This window comes from Oleiharenicola lentus (genome assembly GCF_051660365.1).
Classification (GTDB): domain Bacteria; phylum Verrucomicrobiota; class Verrucomicrobiia; order Opitutales; family Opitutaceae; genus Lacunisphaera; species Lacunisphaera lenta_A.
Genome location: NZ_JBOZXB010000001.1, coordinates 1,574,582 through 1,590,793, shown reverse-complemented (window position 1 = coordinate 1,590,793; position 16,212 = coordinate 1,574,582). Strand labels below are relative to the sequence as shown.

Sequence of the window (16,212 nt, the reverse complement as noted above, 5' to 3'; positions counted from 1 at the left end):
TCCCCATCATGCAAGCTGCCTCTTCGTCTCCCTCCCTAATTGGCCGTTATCGCTGGCGCATCTGCGCCGTGCTGTTTCTCGCGACGACCATCAACTACATCGATCGCAACGTTTTTTCGTTCACGATGCTCGATACGACGTTCCGTCATCAGATGTTGGGGATTCCCCTCGATGTGCCGCTGACCGACGCCGATCTCGCGTTGTTCAAAGAGAAGATGTCGTTTCTCGATTCGATCTTTAAATACTGTTACGCGTTCGGATTTCTGCTCGCGGGTTACATGATCGATCGCATCGGCATCCGCCGTGGTTATGCGACCAGCATCGGTGGCTGGAGCGTGGCGGCCGTGTTGCATGGCTTGGTGCATTCGGTGCCCGGTATGGCGTGGGCGCGCGGTTTGCTCGGCGTGGGCGAGGCCGGTAATTTTCCTGCGGCCATCAAAACGGTCTCGGAATGGTTTCCAAAAAAGGAACGCAGTTTCGCGACCGGTATCTTCAACGCCGGCGCGAACGTCGGCATTATTCTCACGGCGATCTGCGTGCCGTTTATCATTTCTCACTGGGGCTGGCGCGCGAGTTTCATCGTAACGGGTGCCATTGGCGTGTTCGTGCTGTTCTGGTGGCTCGCCGTTTATCGCAAGCCTGAGGAGCACCCGAAACTCGGGGCCGCTGAGCTCGCCTACATCCGTCAGGACGGTCCGGCTGACAGCGAAGTGCGCGTCAAATGGAGCGAGTTGATCAAATACCGCGCGACATGGGCTTTCGCGATTCCCAAGTTCATGACGGACGCGATCTGGTGGTTCTACCTCACGTGGTTGCCGACGTTCTTTAATGAAAATGCGAAATTCGCCACCAAGCTCGACCTCAAGCAGGTCGGCCTGCCGTTCCTGATCATCTACCTCGTATCCGATGGTGGCAGCGTGTTCTTCGGCTGGCTCGCCACGAAATTCATCGGCATGGGCTGGAGCGTGAATAAAGCCCGCAAGACCACGATGCTCATTTGTGCCATCTGCGTGGTGCCGATCGTGTTCGCTTCCATGACGAGCAGCATCTCCGTCGCCATCGCGCTGATCGCGCTCGCGACCGCCGCGCACCAAGGCTGGAGCGCCAATCTTTTCACCACGGTCTCCGATCAATTTCCGCGTCGCGCCGTCGGCAGCGTCGTGGGCATCGGCGGTTTGATGGGCGGTCTCGGTGGCGCGCTCCTTGCGGCGAAAGTGGGCTTTATCATCAACACGGGTGGCTATGTGCCGCTGTTCGCGATCGCGGGCGGTGCGTATTTATCCGCTCTCCTCGTGATGCAGTTGCTCTCGCCCAAACTCGCCGCGGTGGAACTTAAGACTGCCTGAGCTTGCTCGTGATGAAATTATTCTCGCGATTTGCGCTTCTCGCCGGGGCTTTGGCCCCGGTGCTTTGTTCCGCGGCGGTAAGTTGGAACGCCATCAGCAAGCAGCCGGCCACGTGGTATGCCTCGGCCGAAGCGGTCGATATCGCGCGCAACATCGTGCTCTATCAACGCGAGTCCGGCGGCTGGACAAAAAATCGCAGCATGATCGCACCGCCCCCGCCGGAGTATTTCGCGAGCACCCATCACGAAGACCAGCGCACCACGATCGATAATGGCGCGACGACCACGCAACTGCATTACCTCGCGCAAGTGGTCGTGGCCGCGGATGACGAGAAACTCCGCGCCGCATTCTTTCGCGGAATCGATTACCTGTTCGAATCGCAATACGCCAACGGCGGCTGGCCGCAGTTTTTCCCGCTGATCGACGGTTACTACACGCATGTCACCTACAACGACAATGCGATGGCCAACGTGCTGACGCTCCTCCGCGGAGTCGCGAGCGGCAAAGCGCCTTACACGTTTGTTGACGCCGCGCGCCGCGCGCGCGCGGCCATGGCGGTGGAAAAAGGCGTCGCGTGCATTCTGCGGTCGCAAGTGAAGCAAGACGGCAAACTCACCGCTTGGTGCGCGCAACACGACGAGGACACGCTCGCGCCCGCGCCCGCGCGCAACTTCGAACCGGCGTCTCTTTCCGGCATGGAAAGCGTCGGCCTCGTGCGCGAGTTGATGAAGGTCTCGAAGCCAACGCCTGAGATCATCACCGCAATCGAGAGCGCCATTGCGTGGTTCGAGTCGTCGTCGATCGCCGGGTTGAAAATCGACCGTTCACCTGGCGCCGACGGCAAACGCGAATCGCTCGCCGTGGCCGACGCCAACGCGCCGCGTTCCTGGGCGCGTTTCTACGAACTCGGCACAAACAAACCGATCTACATCGGCCGCGACAAAGTTATCCGTTACAACTACAATGAAATCGAACGCGAGCGGCGCGTCGGTTACGGCTATCTCGGGAATTGGCCCGAGAAACTGTTGACCGAAGAATACCCGCGCTGGCGCGCGAAACATAAATTGCCCTGATCGCGCGCATCGGCGCGTGTCGTGAGTTTGTCATGAGATCACCATCGCTTGCGGCCGCCCACGCCGTGGGCGCAACGTCTGTTTTCCTATGCTCCGCCCCGCTGTCCTGTTCGCTGTTTTATTCGCCTTAACTGTCGGTCGTTTGTTCGCCGCCGACGCTCCGCTGAAATTTGACACGGTCGTCGCCGCTGATGGCAGCGGCAACTATACGTCGCTGCAGGAAGCGATCAGCACCGCCCCGTTGCGCCCCGAACCTGCTGCCGCGCCGTGGGTGATTTTTGTCAAAGCGGGCACTTACAACGAACGCATCTACGTCCAACGTGAGCGCGGCAACATCCGCGTCATCGGCGAGGATCGCGACAAAACCATCGTCACCTACAATCTCAACGCGAACCTCGTTGGTCCGGACGGCAAACCCATCGGCACGTTCCGCACGCCGACGGTGCAAATCGACGGCGACGGGATGACGTGGGAAAATATCACGCTCGCGAATCACGCCGGCCCGGTGGGTCAGGCGCTCGCCCTGCGCGCCGACGGCGACCGCCTCACGTTTCGTAACTGCAAGTTCCTCGGCTGGCAGGACACCATTTTGGTGAATCGCGGTCGCCACTACTTCGTCGATTCTTATATTGAAGGCCACGTCGACTTTATCTTCGGTGGGGCGACGGCTTATTTCGAACGCTGCCACATCCACGCGTTGAAAGACGGTTACCTCACCGCCGCGTCCACGCCGAAAGACGCGCCTTACGGTTACGTTTTCGTGGATTGCAAAATCACCGGGGCCGACGGCGCTAAGACTTTCCTCGGGCGCCCGTGGCGCGACTACGCGAAAACGATTTTCGTCCGCACGGAAATGTCCGCTGTCGTGAAACCTGAAGGCTGGAATAACTGGAACAAGCCACACGCCGAGCAGACGACGTTCTACGCCGAATTCGGCAGCACCGGTCCGGGCGCAAACGACGCCGCGCGCGCCAAGTGGGCCAAGCCGCTCACCGCGGCCGACACCGCCGGCCTTACGCCGCAAAAAGTTCTGGCGGGCGAAGACGGCTGGAAGCCACTCGCGCGGTGAGGAAACATACTTGATGCAACCGAGCCATTCCCTGAGAATTTTATTCAGGCCAGTCGCTTATCCCAACCTCAACTCGTTTCTGCCATGAATCACTATCGTCGCATGTGCCAGTTTCTCGCGGTTTCTGTCCTGCTGCTCTCCGGCGTCCGCTTGTTCGCTGCTGTTCCGCAGCCAATGCCGCAACGCCCCACTCAAACGCAGCTGTCCGCGCAAGCTAAGTTGCAATCTTGGCTCATCACGCAAACCGACACGAACGATGAAGTTCGCGCCCGAGTGGAAGCTGCAGCGTTGGCCCCGGCCAAGTTTGATCGCGACGGCAACGGCCGTTTCGACGACGCCGAACTCAATGCATGGCTTGGCGCCGTGCGCACCGCGGCGATGAAATCGGAAAACGCGATGCAACGTTACGATGCCAACCGTGACGGCAAGCTCGACGACGCCGAATGGTCAGTCGTGGTTCAGGCCTTGGTCGGCAAAGCGTAAGATCGCTGGGCGAGGACGAGTTTTAGTTCTGTGAAAACCAAACTACTCGGCCTTTTCCTGTTCATCCCGCTCGCCTTGTGCGCCGCAGACGGCGGCACGAACGATCTCGTGCGCGAGCACCCGCACCTCGTGTTGGTCGGAGATTCCACCGTGACGGATGGCTCCGGCTGGGGGCTGGGCTTTCGGCAGTTTGTCAACGATGGCGCGCGCGTCACGAATACGGCGAAGGGCGGTCGTAGCTCGAAGAGTTTTCGTGACGAGGGCCACTGGGCCACTGCGCTCGCGGCCCACGGCGATTACTACCTGATCCAATTCGGCCACAACGACCAGCCCGGCAAAGGTCCGGAACGCGAGACTGACCCAGCTACGAGCTTTCCCGAAAATCTCGCGCGCTACGTCGATGAAGTCCGCGCCATCGGCGGCCAACCGATCTTGGTGACCTCGCTTACACGCCGGAATTTCGATCCGGAAAATCCGGGGAAAATCCTCTCCACGCTGATTCCTTACGCCGACGCTGCGAAAAAAGTCGCCCGTGAGAAAAACGTCCCGGTCATCGATCTGCACGCCAGCAGCATCGCCTTCTGTGAAAAGATCGGGCCGGCGGAAACGGAGAAGTTCAACTTTCTCGATGCGGCGAAGAAAACCGACCGCACGCACCTCCAGGCCGACGGCAGCCAGGCTTTCGCGCGGCTGGTGGTGGAAGAGTTGCGCCGCGTCGCGCCGGAGCTTGCGCCGATGTTATCAACCGAACCGCACGCCGCGAAACTGATCGACGTCGAGTATGGCAAAGCAGCCGGCGAAAAACTGCTGCTCGACGTCAGTGTGCCCGCCGGCGAAGGTCCGTTCCCCATCGCCATCCTTGTGCATGGTGGCGGCTGGAACAGCGGCGACAAAGCCGGCTCGGACAAGCCGGGCAACGGCGCCGACATCACGCCGTGGTTCGCGCCACTCACGGCGGCAAAGTTCACGTGGTTCTCGATCAACTACCGCATGGCGCCCGCGCATCGCTGGCCGGCGTGTTTCGACGACGTGCAAACCGCGATTCGTTGGGTGAAAGCCAATGCGGCGAAGTTCAAAGGCGACCCGACACGCATCGCGATCTTCGGGCACTCGGCGGGCGGACATCTCGCGACGCTCGCGGGCGTGCTGCCTACCGACGACACGCGCGTGCAAGCGGTGGTCGGGTTCGCGCCGGTCACTGATTTCGAATTCGAACTCCCCGCGCGGGGCGGTCTCGGCAAAGCGCTGCAGGATCTGCACAATCAACCGAAGGAACCCAACCCAACGTCGCTCGCGATTCTGCGCGACACCGCCGCGATTAATCAGGTGAAGCCCGGCCTGCCGCCGTTCCTGTTGTTGCACGGCGACGCCGACAAAACCGTGCCTTACCAGACCACGCTTAATTTTCAGGCGAAGCTGCGCGCCAACGGTGTGACGTGCGATCTCATCACCCTGCCGGGTGCGGGCCACGGGTTGCTGAACTGGGAAAAATTTCTGCCCGACTACAACGCGCAGCTGATTGCATGGCTGCAACGCACGCTCGCCGCTCCCGCCGGCCCGGCAAAAAAAACCAATCAACAATGAGCACAGTCACAGGATTAACGCCGGAGTGCATTTCATCAAAGTCGCTTCGATTGACTGCGAAAATCCTGCTTCTAGTTCCTTTGTTTCCTTTGATGGCCTTTTCGGCCGAGCCGTGGGTCGCCGACCTCGGCAACGGCACGTATAAGAACCCGATCCTGCACGCGGATTATTCCGATCCCGATGTGGTGCGCGTCGGCGACGATTACTGGATGACGTCGTCGAGCTTCAGCCACGTGCCCGCGCTCCCGATTTTGCATTCGAAGGATTTGGTGAATTGGCAACTGGTGACCCACGCGCTGCCGCGGCTCGTGCCGGAGGCGGGCTTCGTCACGCCGCAACACGGCAAAGGGGTTTGGGCGCCGGCGATCCGGCATCACGCGGGGAAATTTTGGATTTATTATCCCGATCCTGATTACGGCATCTACGTTATCACCGCGAAGGATCCTGCTGGAAAATGGAGCGAACCGGTGCTCGTGAAAGGCGGTCGCGGGCTCATCGATCCTTGCCCGTTGTGGGATGACGACGGCCGCGTGTATCTCATCCACGGCTGGGCGAAGAGTCGCGCGATGGTCGGCAATGTGCTCACGCTGCTTGAACTGAATGCCGAAGGCACCACGGTGATCGACGATTTCGGTTACGTCATCAACGGTGACAAGCTTCCCAATTATCGGACGTTGGAAGGGCCGAAATTTTTAAAACGCGACGGCTGGTATTATGTGTTCGCGCCGGCGGGCGGCGTGAAACCTGGCTGGCAATCGGTGTTTCGCGCAAAATCGATTCGCGGCCCTTACGAAGATCGTATCGTGCTCGCGCAGGGTAAGTCGCCGGTGAACGGCCCGCACCAAGGCGCGCTCGTGGACACGCCGAAAGGCGAGGAATGGTTCATCCATTTTCAAGATAAGGACGCTTACGGCCGCATCGTGCATTTGCAGCCAGTGACGTGGAAAGATGGCTGGCCGCTGATGGGCACGGGGGTGACGAGCGGCGAAAAAACCGGCGAGCCCGTGCTCGTGCATAAAAAGCCTGCGCTGCCGGCGCAGCCGATCGCGGTGCCACCGACGAGCGATGATTTCGCCGCGAAGAAACTCGGCCTCCAATGGCAATGGCAGGCGAACCCGGGCAAGCATTGGTATTCGCTGACGGAAAAATCCGGCTCGCTGCGATTGTTTGCGCAACCGGAAACGGTGCCCGGCAATCTCTACGATGCGCCGTATCTGTTGATGCAAAAATTTCCCGCGCTCGAATTCAGCGCGACCACCGTGCTCGACGCGAGCGGCGGCGCGGCGCAGGCGGGTTTGATCGTGTTTGGTTTCGACTACGCGTGGGTTGGCGTGCGCGACGGTCGGCTGGTTCAAGTGACCGTCGATAAAGCCTCCGAAAAGCCCAAGGCAAACTACGTCACAGCAGAGGCGCTCACTGGCAAAGTTCACCTGAGGGTTGAAGTGCGTGACGGCGGCAAATGCCGTTTCAGCTACAGCCTCGACGGAAAAACGTTCACGCCACTCGGCGCGGAGTTCACCGCGAATGTCGGTCGCTGGGTCGGCGCCAAAGTCGGCATCTTCGCCGCCGGCGCGAGCGGCCACGCCGATTTTGAAGAATTTATTGTGGGCCAGTAAGAGGGAAACCGAAGGTGGAGCCCGACCTCCGGGCGGGCTTTTAGCGGCTTCGCGTATTCTTACAACCTGCCCGGAGGTCAGCTTCCACCTTGGTAGCACGCTCCCTCGTTGCTTTCTGAGTGTGGGCACGCACTGTGCGCATTCTTCATGGCCGCTCCTTCCGCAACCCCTTCCGCGATTCATCCGAAGCTGCTCACGATTCTCTGCTACGGAGCGATGATGAGCCTCGCCATCGGCCTGAATTTGCTGCCGGTGTTTCTTACCGCGTTGAGCGAGTTGTTTGGTGGCGTGGAGGGACTTTCCAAGGAGCAACTGGGCCGGCTCGGGGCGCTGGCTTTTGCGGGGCTTTCGATTGGGATTCTTGCGACCGGGCCGCTGGCAGATCGCTGGGGTGCGAAAGCGTTTACGATTCTGGGCAACGCGATGATCGCGCTGAGTCTGGTCGGGCTGGCGTTCGCTCCGAGTTACGCGATGGTGGGCGCGTGGATGTTTGTTTTCGGCTTGGGCTCGGGCACGCTCGACATGGTGTTGAGTCCAGTGGTCTCCGCGTTGAATCCCGCACGGCGCGCGGCGGCGATGAATTGGTTGCATTCGTTTTATTGCGTCGGCGCGGCGGTCACGATTCTCGCGGGCTCGCTGGCGTTGAAGGCAGGACTGGGCTGGCGCGGGTCGTGCCTCGTTTTACTGCCGTTGCCGCTGGGCCTGATCATTGCGTTTTCGCGTCAGCACTTTCCATCGCTGACGACGGAAGGTGGGCGCACGCCGATGCGCGCGCTGTTGAAAAACGGCTGGTTCGTCGCCGCCTTGGTGGGAATTTTTCTCGGAGGCGCAACCGAACTCGGCATGGCGCAATGGCTGCCAGCTTACGCGGAGACGTCGCTGGGATATTCCCAGTTCACGGGCGGGATGGCGTTGCTGGCATTTTCCGTCGCAATGGCGGCCGGTCGCATGGTGATCGGCTCGCTGGAAAAAAAGATTAACTCGTTTCAAATCATGGCGTGGGGCTGCGGACTGACCGTGCTTTTGTTTCTCTGCGGATCGTTTTTACCGTCGGCGCCGCTGGCGTTGGTCGCGTGCATCGTCGCGGGATTCACGGGGAGTTGCTTGTGGCCGACGATGCTGGCGGTGACGGCGGATCGTTATCCTAACGGAGGCGCGAGCATGTTTGGTGCGCTCGCGGCACTCGGGAATGCGGGGGGGATTTTCATGCCGTGGCTGGTGGGCCTAGTCGCTGACTGGCGCGATTTGCACTGGGGGCTGGCGATTTCGGCGATCGCGCCGCTGGTGATGCTGCCGCTGGTGCTCGGGCTTGGAGCGAGGAAGCGCAGGGCGTAAAAAAATGCGGCTCACGTTCGCCTAAGTGGCGCTCGTGCAAAAGACCACCTTCGAAGGCGGCGAGGCGACTGAAACCTTCACGGCTCATGTCGACAGCGGAAAGCCGAGTTGATTGGCTACACTGTTTTCGTCGCTCGATAGGTTGATCAAGTAGCTCCGTCCACGCGCGCCGCGCCAATCCCGTTTGTCATATATTATATGACAAACGGGATTGGGCTCACGGGGCGTTCGCGGGGCGCGTTTCGTTCCAGCCGCCGCCGAGGGCTTTGTAGAGCGTGACGAGGTTGATTAGCTCCGCGGCGCGGGATTGGACGAGGGCTTGTTGCGCGGTGTAGAGATCTTGCTGCGCGAGGAGGACGACGAGGTAGTTGTCCACGCCGTTTTGGTAACGCAGGTCGGAGAGCTCGAAGCGGCGTTGTTGCGCGGCGAGCAACGCGGCCTGGGCGTCGAGTTGTTCGCGGAACGTGCTGCGCGCGATGAGGCCGTCGGCGACTTCGCGGAAGGCGGTCTGGATCGCCTTCTCGTAGTTCGCGACTTCGATTTGTTTGGAAACATTGGCCACGTCCAGGTTCGCGCGGTTCGCGCCGGCGGCGAAAATCGGGACGCTGATCGACGGCGCGAAACTCCACGCTTCGGAACCTGCTTTGAACAACCCATCGAGATCGGCGCTAGAGGTGCCGAACGAACCCGTGAGCGCGATGCGCGGGAAAAACGCGGCGCGCGCGGCGCCGATGTTGGCGTTGGCGGCTTTGAGCGTGTGCTCGGCGGCGAGGATGTCGGGGCGGCGTTGCAATAAATCCGACGGCACGCCGGCGGGCAGTTCCGCGAGCAGGCCTTGTTCGCGCAACGCACGGCCCGCAGGCAAATCCGCTGGCAACGGCTGGCCGACGAGCACGGCGAGCGTGTTTTCCGCTTGCGCGCGGAGGCGCGTGTAAGATGCCAGGCCGGAGCGCGCGGTCTGCACTTGGATTTCCGACGTGCGGAGATCGAGTTCGCCGAGCGTGCCGACTTCGAAACTGCGTTTGCGCACATCGTAGGACGATTGCACGGCTTCGAGCGTCTGCCGCGCGATGGCGGCTTGTTCTTCGAGTTGTCGCACCGTGAGGTATTGCGTGGCGACCTGCGCGACCAGCGCGAGATGCGTGCTGCGCGCGGCTTCGTTAGACGCGAGATACGTTCCGAGCGTGCGGTCTTTTAAACTCTGCACGCGACCGAAGAGATCGAGTTCGTAAGCAGTGAAGCCGAGGCCGACGCTGAATTGCTCGGAGATGATCGGCTGGCCGGTCGTATTGAGATCGCCCGGCGTTTTCGCGCGCGAGCCGTTGCCGGTGGCGTTGACGGTGGGCAGGAGCGCGGCGCGTTGGATGCGGTATTGCGCGCGGGCCTGTTCGACCCGCAACGTGGCCACGCGGAGATCGCGGTTGTTGGCGAGCGAAAGCTCGATGAGTTTTTGCAGGCGCGGATCGGTGAAGAACTCGCGCCAACCGAGATCGGCTGTGGCAGCGGCGGCAGGGCTGGAGGTTGCGGCGGAGTCCGTCGGATAGGTAGTCGCGACCGGACTGGCCGGGCGTTCATAGCGAGGCGCCATCGTGCAACCGCTGAAAAGCACGGCGGCGGTGAGCGCGGGAACGAGAGGCTTAAGCATGGTGAGGATTCTCCGAAGCGATGACGGCGGGAACGGGGGCGTGCGCCGGCTTGGGTTTGAAGAGGCGCAACACGGTCACGAAGAAGACCGGCACGAGGAAGATCGCGAGGACGGTGGCGCTGATCATGCCGCCCATGACGCCGGTCCCAATGGCGTTCTGGCTGCCGGAGCCGGCGCCGTTGGCGATCACGAGCGGCAACACGCCGAGGATGAACGCGAACGAGGTCATCAAGATCGGGCGCAGGCGTTGGCGGGAAGCGTGCACGGTGGCTTCGATGAGTCCCATGCCTTGCTCGACGCCGGCCTTGGCAAACTCCGCGATCAAAATGGCGTTCTTACAGGCTAGGCCGATTGTGGTGAGCAAACCGACTTGGAAATAAACGTCGTTGGGCATGCTGCGCAGCGCGGCGGCGCCGAGCGCGCCGATGATACCGAGCGGCACGACGAGCATGACAGCGAACGGAATCGACCAGCTTTCATACAGCGCGGCCAGACACAGGAACACGACGAGCAGCGAGATCGCGTAGAGCGCGGGCGCTTGCGAGCCGGACAGACGTTCTTCGTAGGAGAGCGAGCTCCATTCGCCGCCGGTGCCGAGCGGAAGTTGCGCGGAGATTTCTTCGATCGCTTTCATCGCATCGCCGGTGCTCTTGCCGGGCGCGGGTTCACCCTGAATCGCGACGGAAGGCAGGCCGTTATAACGTTCGAGCAGCGGTGAACCGTAAGTCCAGTGGCCGCTCGCGAACGACGAGAACGGCACCATTTCGCCCTGGCCGTTGCGCACATACCAGCGGTTGAGATCCTCGGGCTGCATGCGGTAGGGCGCGTCGGCTTGCAGGTAGACGCGCTTCACGCGGCCCTTGTCGATGAAGTCGTTCACGTAAGCCGAACCCCACGCGGCGGACAGCGTGCGATTGATGTCAGTCAACGAAACGCCGAGTGCGCTGGCTTTCTCCTGGTCGATATCGACCTTGTATTGCGGCGTGTCTTCAAAGCCCGTCGGGCGGACATTCGCGAGATTCGGGTTTTGCGCGGCGAGTTGGAGAAACTGCGCACGCGCGGCCATGAGCGCGTCGTGGCCGAGGCCGGCGCGATCTTGCAGACGGTAATCGAACCCGTTGGCCGTGCCGAGTTCGAGCACGGCGGGCGGCGCGAACGCAAAGGCGATCGCATCCTTGAACGACATGAACTTTACCATCGCGCGACCGGCGATCGCTTTGACGCGATCCTCGGCGCGCGTGCGTGCGCTCCAGTCCTTGAGTTTGATAAACGCGAGGCCGGTGTTCTGGCCTTGTCCGCCAAAACTGAAACCTGCGACCGCGAAGACGGATTCGATGTTCTTTTTTTCATCGGTAAGGAAATGAGTTTCGACCTGCTTAATGACATCGAGCGTCTGTTCCTTCGTGGCTCCGACCGGCAATTGCACTTGGGCAAACATTAGGCCTTGGTCTTCGTCGGGCAGGAAGCCCGTCGGCATACGGAGGAACAACACGACCATGCCGCCGATGATGAGGGCGAAGATGAGCATCGAGCGCCCGGTGCGTTTCACCAAACCATGCACGCCGTTCGCATACCGATCCGCGTTGCGATCAAACATGCGGTTAAACCAACCGAAGAAACCTTTCTTCGCCTCGTGGTGGCCTTTCGCGATCGGCTTGAGCATCGTGGCGCACAACGCCGGCGTGAGGATGACCGCGACGATGACGGAGAGCACCATCGCGGTGACGACCGTGATGGAGAACTGGCGATAAATGACGCCGACGGAGCCGCCGAAAAACGCCATCGGCACGAACACCGCGGATAACACGAGCGCGATGCCGATGAGCGCCCCAGTGATTTGGTCCATGGATTTTCGTGTGGCCTCCCGTGGGGAAAGTCCTTCTTCGCTCATCACGCGCTCCACGTTTTCGACGACGACGATCGCGTCGTCCACGAGCAGGCCGATGGCGAGCACCATGCCGAACATCGTGAGTGTGTTGATGGAGAAACCGAATGCCTGCATGACGGCAAACGTGCCGAGCAACACGACCGGCACCGCGATCGTCGGGATCAGCGTGGCGCGGAAGTTTTGCATGAAAAGATACATGACCAGGAACACCAACACGACGGCCTCGATGAGCGTGTGCACGACGCCTTCGATCGAGATGCGCACGAACGGCGTGGTATCGAGCGGGTATTCGACTTTCAGGCCTGGTGGAAAAAACGCAGAGAGTTCGTCGATTTTTTCGCGCACCAAACGCGACGTCTCGAGCGCGTTTGCGCCGGTCGCCGGACGAATCGCCATGCCGGAAGCGGACTGGCCGTTGTAACGCGTCTCGATGGAATAATTTTCGCCCCCGAGTTCCACGCGGGCGACATCCCGTAAGCGAACCTGTGAGCCGTCCGGATTTACGCGGAGCAAAATGTTTTCGAACTGCTCGGGCGTTTGCAGGCGCGTTTGTGCAGTGATCGTCGCGGTGAGGCGCTGGCCTTCGACCGAGGGCGTGCCGCCGATCTGGCCGGCGGAGACTTGCGCGTTTTGCGCCTGCAACGCCATCGTGAGATCAGCGATCGCCAGCTTGTAATTCGCGAGCGCGTCCGGGTTGAGCCAGATGCGCATCGCGTATTGCGATCCGAACAGCTGGATGTCGCCCACACCCGGCACGCGGCTCAGCGAATCTTGAATGTTCGCGGCGACGTAGTCGGAAATGTCGTCGCGTGTCATGCTGCCGTCGGTCGAAACAAACCCGAGCACCATGAGGAAGTTTCGCACGGATTTGGTGACGCGCACGCCTTGCTGCTGCACTTCCTGCGGGAGAAGCGGCATGGCGAGTTGCAGTTTGTTCTGCACCTGCACCTGCGCGATGTCGGGATCGGTGCCGGCGTCGAAGGTGAGCGTGATGGTGACGTTGCCGGCGGAGTCGCTCGTCGACGCCATGTAGCGCATGTGGTCGATGCCGTTCATGCGTTGCTCGATCACTTGCGTGACGGTGTCTTCGAGCGTCTTGGCGTTGGCGCCGGGATACGACGCGGCGATGGAAATCGCGGGCGGCGCGATGTTGGGATACTGCGCGATCGGCAACGTGCGGATGGCCGCGACGCCGGCGAGCATGATGACGATCGCGATGACCCACGCGAAGATGGGGCGATCGATAAAATATTTAGCCATGGTAAGATTCTCCTGGAAAGTGAGACGGATTAGTGGGCGGTGTTGGCCCCGGTGGCTTCGATGCCGGTCGCGGGCACGGGCTTCACGTCGGCGCCCGGGCGGATTTTTTGCAGGTTCTGCACGATGACTTGGTCGCCGGCTTTCAGACCGTCGGTCACGAGCCACTGGTTGCCGACGACGCGCTCGGTGTGGAGCACGCGCGTTTCCACTTTGTTACCCGCACCGACGACGAGCGCGGTGGGTTCGCCGCGCTGGTTGCGCGTCACGCCTTGTTGCGGCACGAGCAACGCGGTGGGATTGACGCCTTCTTCGAGGTGAGCGCGGACAAACATGCCCGGCAACAATTCGCGATTCGGATTCGGCACGAGCGCGCGCACGAGCACCGTGCCGGTCGACGCATCGACGGAGACGTCGGCAAACTGCAACGTGCCCGCCTCGCTGTAGTGGCGGTTGTTATCAAGCACCAGCGTGACGCGCGCTTGGCCTTCGCCCGCGCGCGTGAGGCGGCCGGATTTTAAATCTTCCTGCAAGCGGAGCAGCTCGGAACTGGATTGGCTGACGTCGACGTAGAGCTGGTCGATTTGCTGAATCGTGGTGAGCAACGTAGCGGCGCCGGATTGCACATAGGCGCCTTCGGTGACATCGGAGCGACCGATGCGGCCGGAGATCGGCGCGAGGACATTGGTGTAATTGAGATTGATCTGCGCGGTCTGCACCGCGGCTTTGCCGGCGGCGACGTCGGCGGTGGAGGCGAGCTGTTGCGCGTTGGCGTTATCGTATTCCTGCTGGGAAACGGCGCGGGCGTTCACGAGATCGCGGTATCGATCGGCCTGGAGTTTCGCGGACGCGGAATTGGCCTCAGCGCGCGCGAGCTGGGCTTTTGCGCTGTCGAGCGCGGCTTGATAGGGCGCGGGATCGATTTGGTAGAGCGGCTGGCCCTCTTTGACTTCGCTGCCCTCAGTGAAGAGGCGTTTCAAGACGATGCCGCTGACGCGCGCGCGCACTTCGGCGACGCGAAAGGCCGACGTGCGGCCCGGAAGTTCGCGGCTGAGCGTGACGGCTTGCGGCGACAGCGTGACGACGCCGACTTCGGTGGCTGGATGTGCCTGCGCGACGGGAGCGGCGTCTTTTTTGCTGCAACCGGCGAGGGTGCCGAGTGCAAGGGCGGCGACCATGCTGCGCGACACGAGCGGGCGCAGAAATGGAGTGGTGAAGGTGGCGGAATGGAAACGATGCATGGAGGTGTTGAGTTTAAATTAAGAGAGTTGGGCGGCGCCGTGCGTAAGTTTTGCGCAAGAGGAAATGAGGCCCGTGATTTCAGGCTCGGTGACGTCGTGGAACAATTGCTGCACGGTGTCAGCGCAAGTGAGCCGCGCTTTTTCGAGGGCTTCGCGACCGAGCGGGGTGAGGTCGTAGTGGATGACGCGGCGGTCTGCGGTATCGCGATGGCGCGTGACGAGCCGTGAAAACTCCAGGCGCGTGAGCGTGTGGCTGAGCAAAGCGCGGGTCGTCCCAATTTTATCGGCAAGGGTCGACGGGCAACTGGTAGCAGGTTCGAACGAGCGAATCGCCGCGAGCGCTTGAAATCCCTCGATAGTCAGGCCTTTGCGGCCGAGCTGACTGCGCAATGCTTTCCGCACGTCCTCGCTCGCGGCCATAAATCCGGAAAGCGCGCGGCCCGCGACCATGTTGGCCGCATCCGTGGCCGGCGTGAGGGATTTGATGGTGTTGTAGAGGGAGGAGGGAGATTGCATAGCGGAATGAGTTGAGGCTCAGGTGGCGTCGCTGTCTAAAGCGACGAGCAGCACGAGCAGGCAGAGGATGACGCAGGCAAAGAGCATCGGGCGAGTTGCCGGCGTCGAAGTGGCGCAAGCGCCGTGACAATATCACCGGTCGACCGCGGCCGGTATGACTTTGTTGTTTGCGAGCTGTTCACTTTAAGTTAACAGCTGGGGCGTGGAACTAAGACACCTGCGTTACTTCGCCGCCGTGGCGGGCACTTTGAATTTCCGCCTCGCGGCGGAGAGGTTGAATCTTTCCACGCCCGCGTTGAGCAAACAGGTCAAAGATCTCGAAGAGGAGGTCGGCGTGCGTTTGCTCGACCGCGACACCACGCAGGTCCGGTTGACGAATGCCGGCACGGTGTTTCTCGAAGAGACCAAGGCGATTCTCGAGCGCGCTGAGCGCGCGGTGCAACAAGCGCGCGAAGCGCAACGTGGGCAGCGCGGGCGCCTTTCGATCGGCAACATCGGCCCGCTGACGGCAAGTTACATGGCGGCGGCGCTGTCGACGTATTGCGCGCGGTTTCCGGAGGTGGAGGTGGATCTGATCGACGTGGATTTTCAGTCGCAGCTGTCGGCGTTGGAGTCAGGGATGATTCAGCTCGGATTTCTGCCTCTTCAAAACGTGGCGAGCCTGCCCGCGCATTTGGGCGTCGCCCCCGCGATGCTCGCGCCGCTGGCGGTCGCAATGCCCGAAGGTCATCCGCTGGCGCGACGCCCGGCGGTTTCACTCAAGGAGATCGCCGGAGAAAAAATGCTGACCGTCGCGAGTTTGAATCGGCAGACGTCGCACGCGACCTACATCACCCAACTCTTGGAAGGGCGCGGCTTGAAGTGCGGGCGGATCGTCGAAGTGCGGGGCTTTGAATCGCTGTTGGCGATGATCGCGGGGGGCCAGGGGATCTCGATTCTCGCGGGCCGGCGTTTGATCCACGTGGATAATTTGGTCATGCGCCCGCTCAAAGAGACCGGTCCGGATATCCAGTTGGATATCCAAGCCGTGTGGCGCAAAGACGCTGGCGTGCTCGCGAAGAATTTCGTCGAAGCGTTTCGCGAGTTTGACAAGCGCCGGAGTATTCCGGCGGAAACGGAGCCCGTAAGTGAAAAGAAAACGGCGAAGCGCCGTTAGCGT

General features: G+C 61.4%; 12 protein-coding genes. 8 read left to right on the top strand and 4 right to left on the bottom strand.

What is annotated here, in order from left to right; genetic code table 11:
• Nucleotides 1-8: 8 nt before the first annotated feature.
• The 7 genes from ACRRQW_RS05740 (at nt 9) to ACRRQW_RS05710 (ending at nt 8,506) form a co-directional block, all read left to right on the top strand.
• Complete coding sequence (locus ACRRQW_RS05740) at nt 9-1,346, top strand: MFS transporter (protein WP_438480308.1); 1,338 nt, start codon at nt 9-11, stop codon at nt 1,344-1,346.
• 11 nt (nt 1,347-1,357) lie between these two features.
• Nucleotides 1,358-2,419, top strand: coding sequence for a pectate lyase (pelA, locus tag ACRRQW_RS05735; RefSeq protein WP_438480307.1), 1,062 nt, complete (start codon nt 1,358-1,360; stop codon nt 2,417-2,419).
• An 88-nt stretch (nt 2,420-2,507) separates the two neighbouring features.
• On the top strand, nt 2,508-3,488 hold the full coding sequence (locus tag ACRRQW_RS05730) for a pectinesterase family protein (protein ID WP_438480306.1): 981 nt from the start codon (nt 2,508-2,510) through the stop codon (nt 3,486-3,488).
• Nucleotides 3,489-3,572: 84 nt separating this feature from the next.
• Nucleotides 3,573-3,971 (top strand): hypothetical protein, encoded by a 399-nt coding sequence (locus ACRRQW_RS05725; RefSeq protein WP_438480305.1) that lies wholly within the window; start codon nt 3,573-3,575, stop codon nt 3,969-3,971.
• Nucleotides 3,972-4,001: 30 nt separating this feature from the next.
• Entirely contained in the window at nt 4,002-5,555 is a 1,554-nt protein-coding gene (locus ACRRQW_RS05720; protein WP_438480304.1) for an alpha/beta fold hydrolase, read from the top strand.
• 92 nt (nt 5,556-5,647) lie between these two features.
• A complete protein-coding gene (locus ACRRQW_RS05715) occupies nt 5,648-7,171 on the top strand; it encodes a glycoside hydrolase family 43 protein (protein ID WP_438480303.1) in 1,524 nt (507 codons plus the stop codon).
• 147 nt (nt 7,172-7,318) lie between these two features.
• On the top strand, nt 7,319-8,506 hold the full coding sequence (locus ACRRQW_RS05710) for an MFS transporter (RefSeq protein ID WP_438480302.1): 1,188 nt from the start codon (nt 7,319-7,321) through the stop codon (nt 8,504-8,506).
• A gap of 217 nt (nt 8,507-8,723) precedes the next feature.
• On the opposite strand, the gene ACRRQW_RS05705 is transcribed toward ACRRQW_RS05710, so the two are convergent.
• Genes ACRRQW_RS05705 through ACRRQW_RS05690 form a run of 4 tightly spaced genes read right to left on the bottom strand, consistent with a single transcriptional unit; the run spans nt 8,724 to nt 15,053 of the window.
• Complete coding sequence (locus ACRRQW_RS05705; RefSeq protein WP_438480301.1) at nt 8,724-10,151, bottom strand: efflux transporter outer membrane subunit; 1,428 nt, start codon at nt 10,149-10,151, stop codon at nt 8,724-8,726.
• Entirely contained in the window at nt 10,144-13,299 is a 3,156-nt protein-coding gene (locus ACRRQW_RS05700) for an efflux RND transporter permease subunit (protein WP_438480300.1), read from the bottom strand. The genes ACRRQW_RS05705 and ACRRQW_RS05700 overlap by 8 nt, the downstream gene beginning before the upstream one ends.
• A gap of 29 nt (nt 13,300-13,328) precedes the next feature.
• On the bottom strand, nt 13,329-14,537 hold the full coding sequence (locus ACRRQW_RS05695; RefSeq protein WP_438480299.1) for an efflux RND transporter periplasmic adaptor subunit: 1,209 nt from the start codon (nt 14,535-14,537) through the stop codon (nt 13,329-13,331).
• 18 nt (nt 14,538-14,555) lie between these two features.
• On the bottom strand, nt 14,556-15,053 hold the full coding sequence (locus ACRRQW_RS05690; protein ID WP_438480298.1) for a MarR family winged helix-turn-helix transcriptional regulator: 498 nt from the start codon (nt 15,051-15,053) through the stop codon (nt 14,556-14,558).
• Nucleotides 15,054-15,255: 202 nt separating this feature from the next.
• Here ACRRQW_RS05690 and ACRRQW_RS05685 point away from each other — a divergent pair, with 202 nt between their 5' ends.
• The gene (locus ACRRQW_RS05685) at nt 15,256-16,209 is read left to right on the top strand and encodes a LysR family transcriptional regulator (protein WP_438480297.1); all 954 of its coding nucleotides are present in this window, start codon (nt 15,256-15,258) and stop codon (nt 16,207-16,209) included.
• Nucleotides 16,210-16,212: the final 3 nt, after the last annotated feature.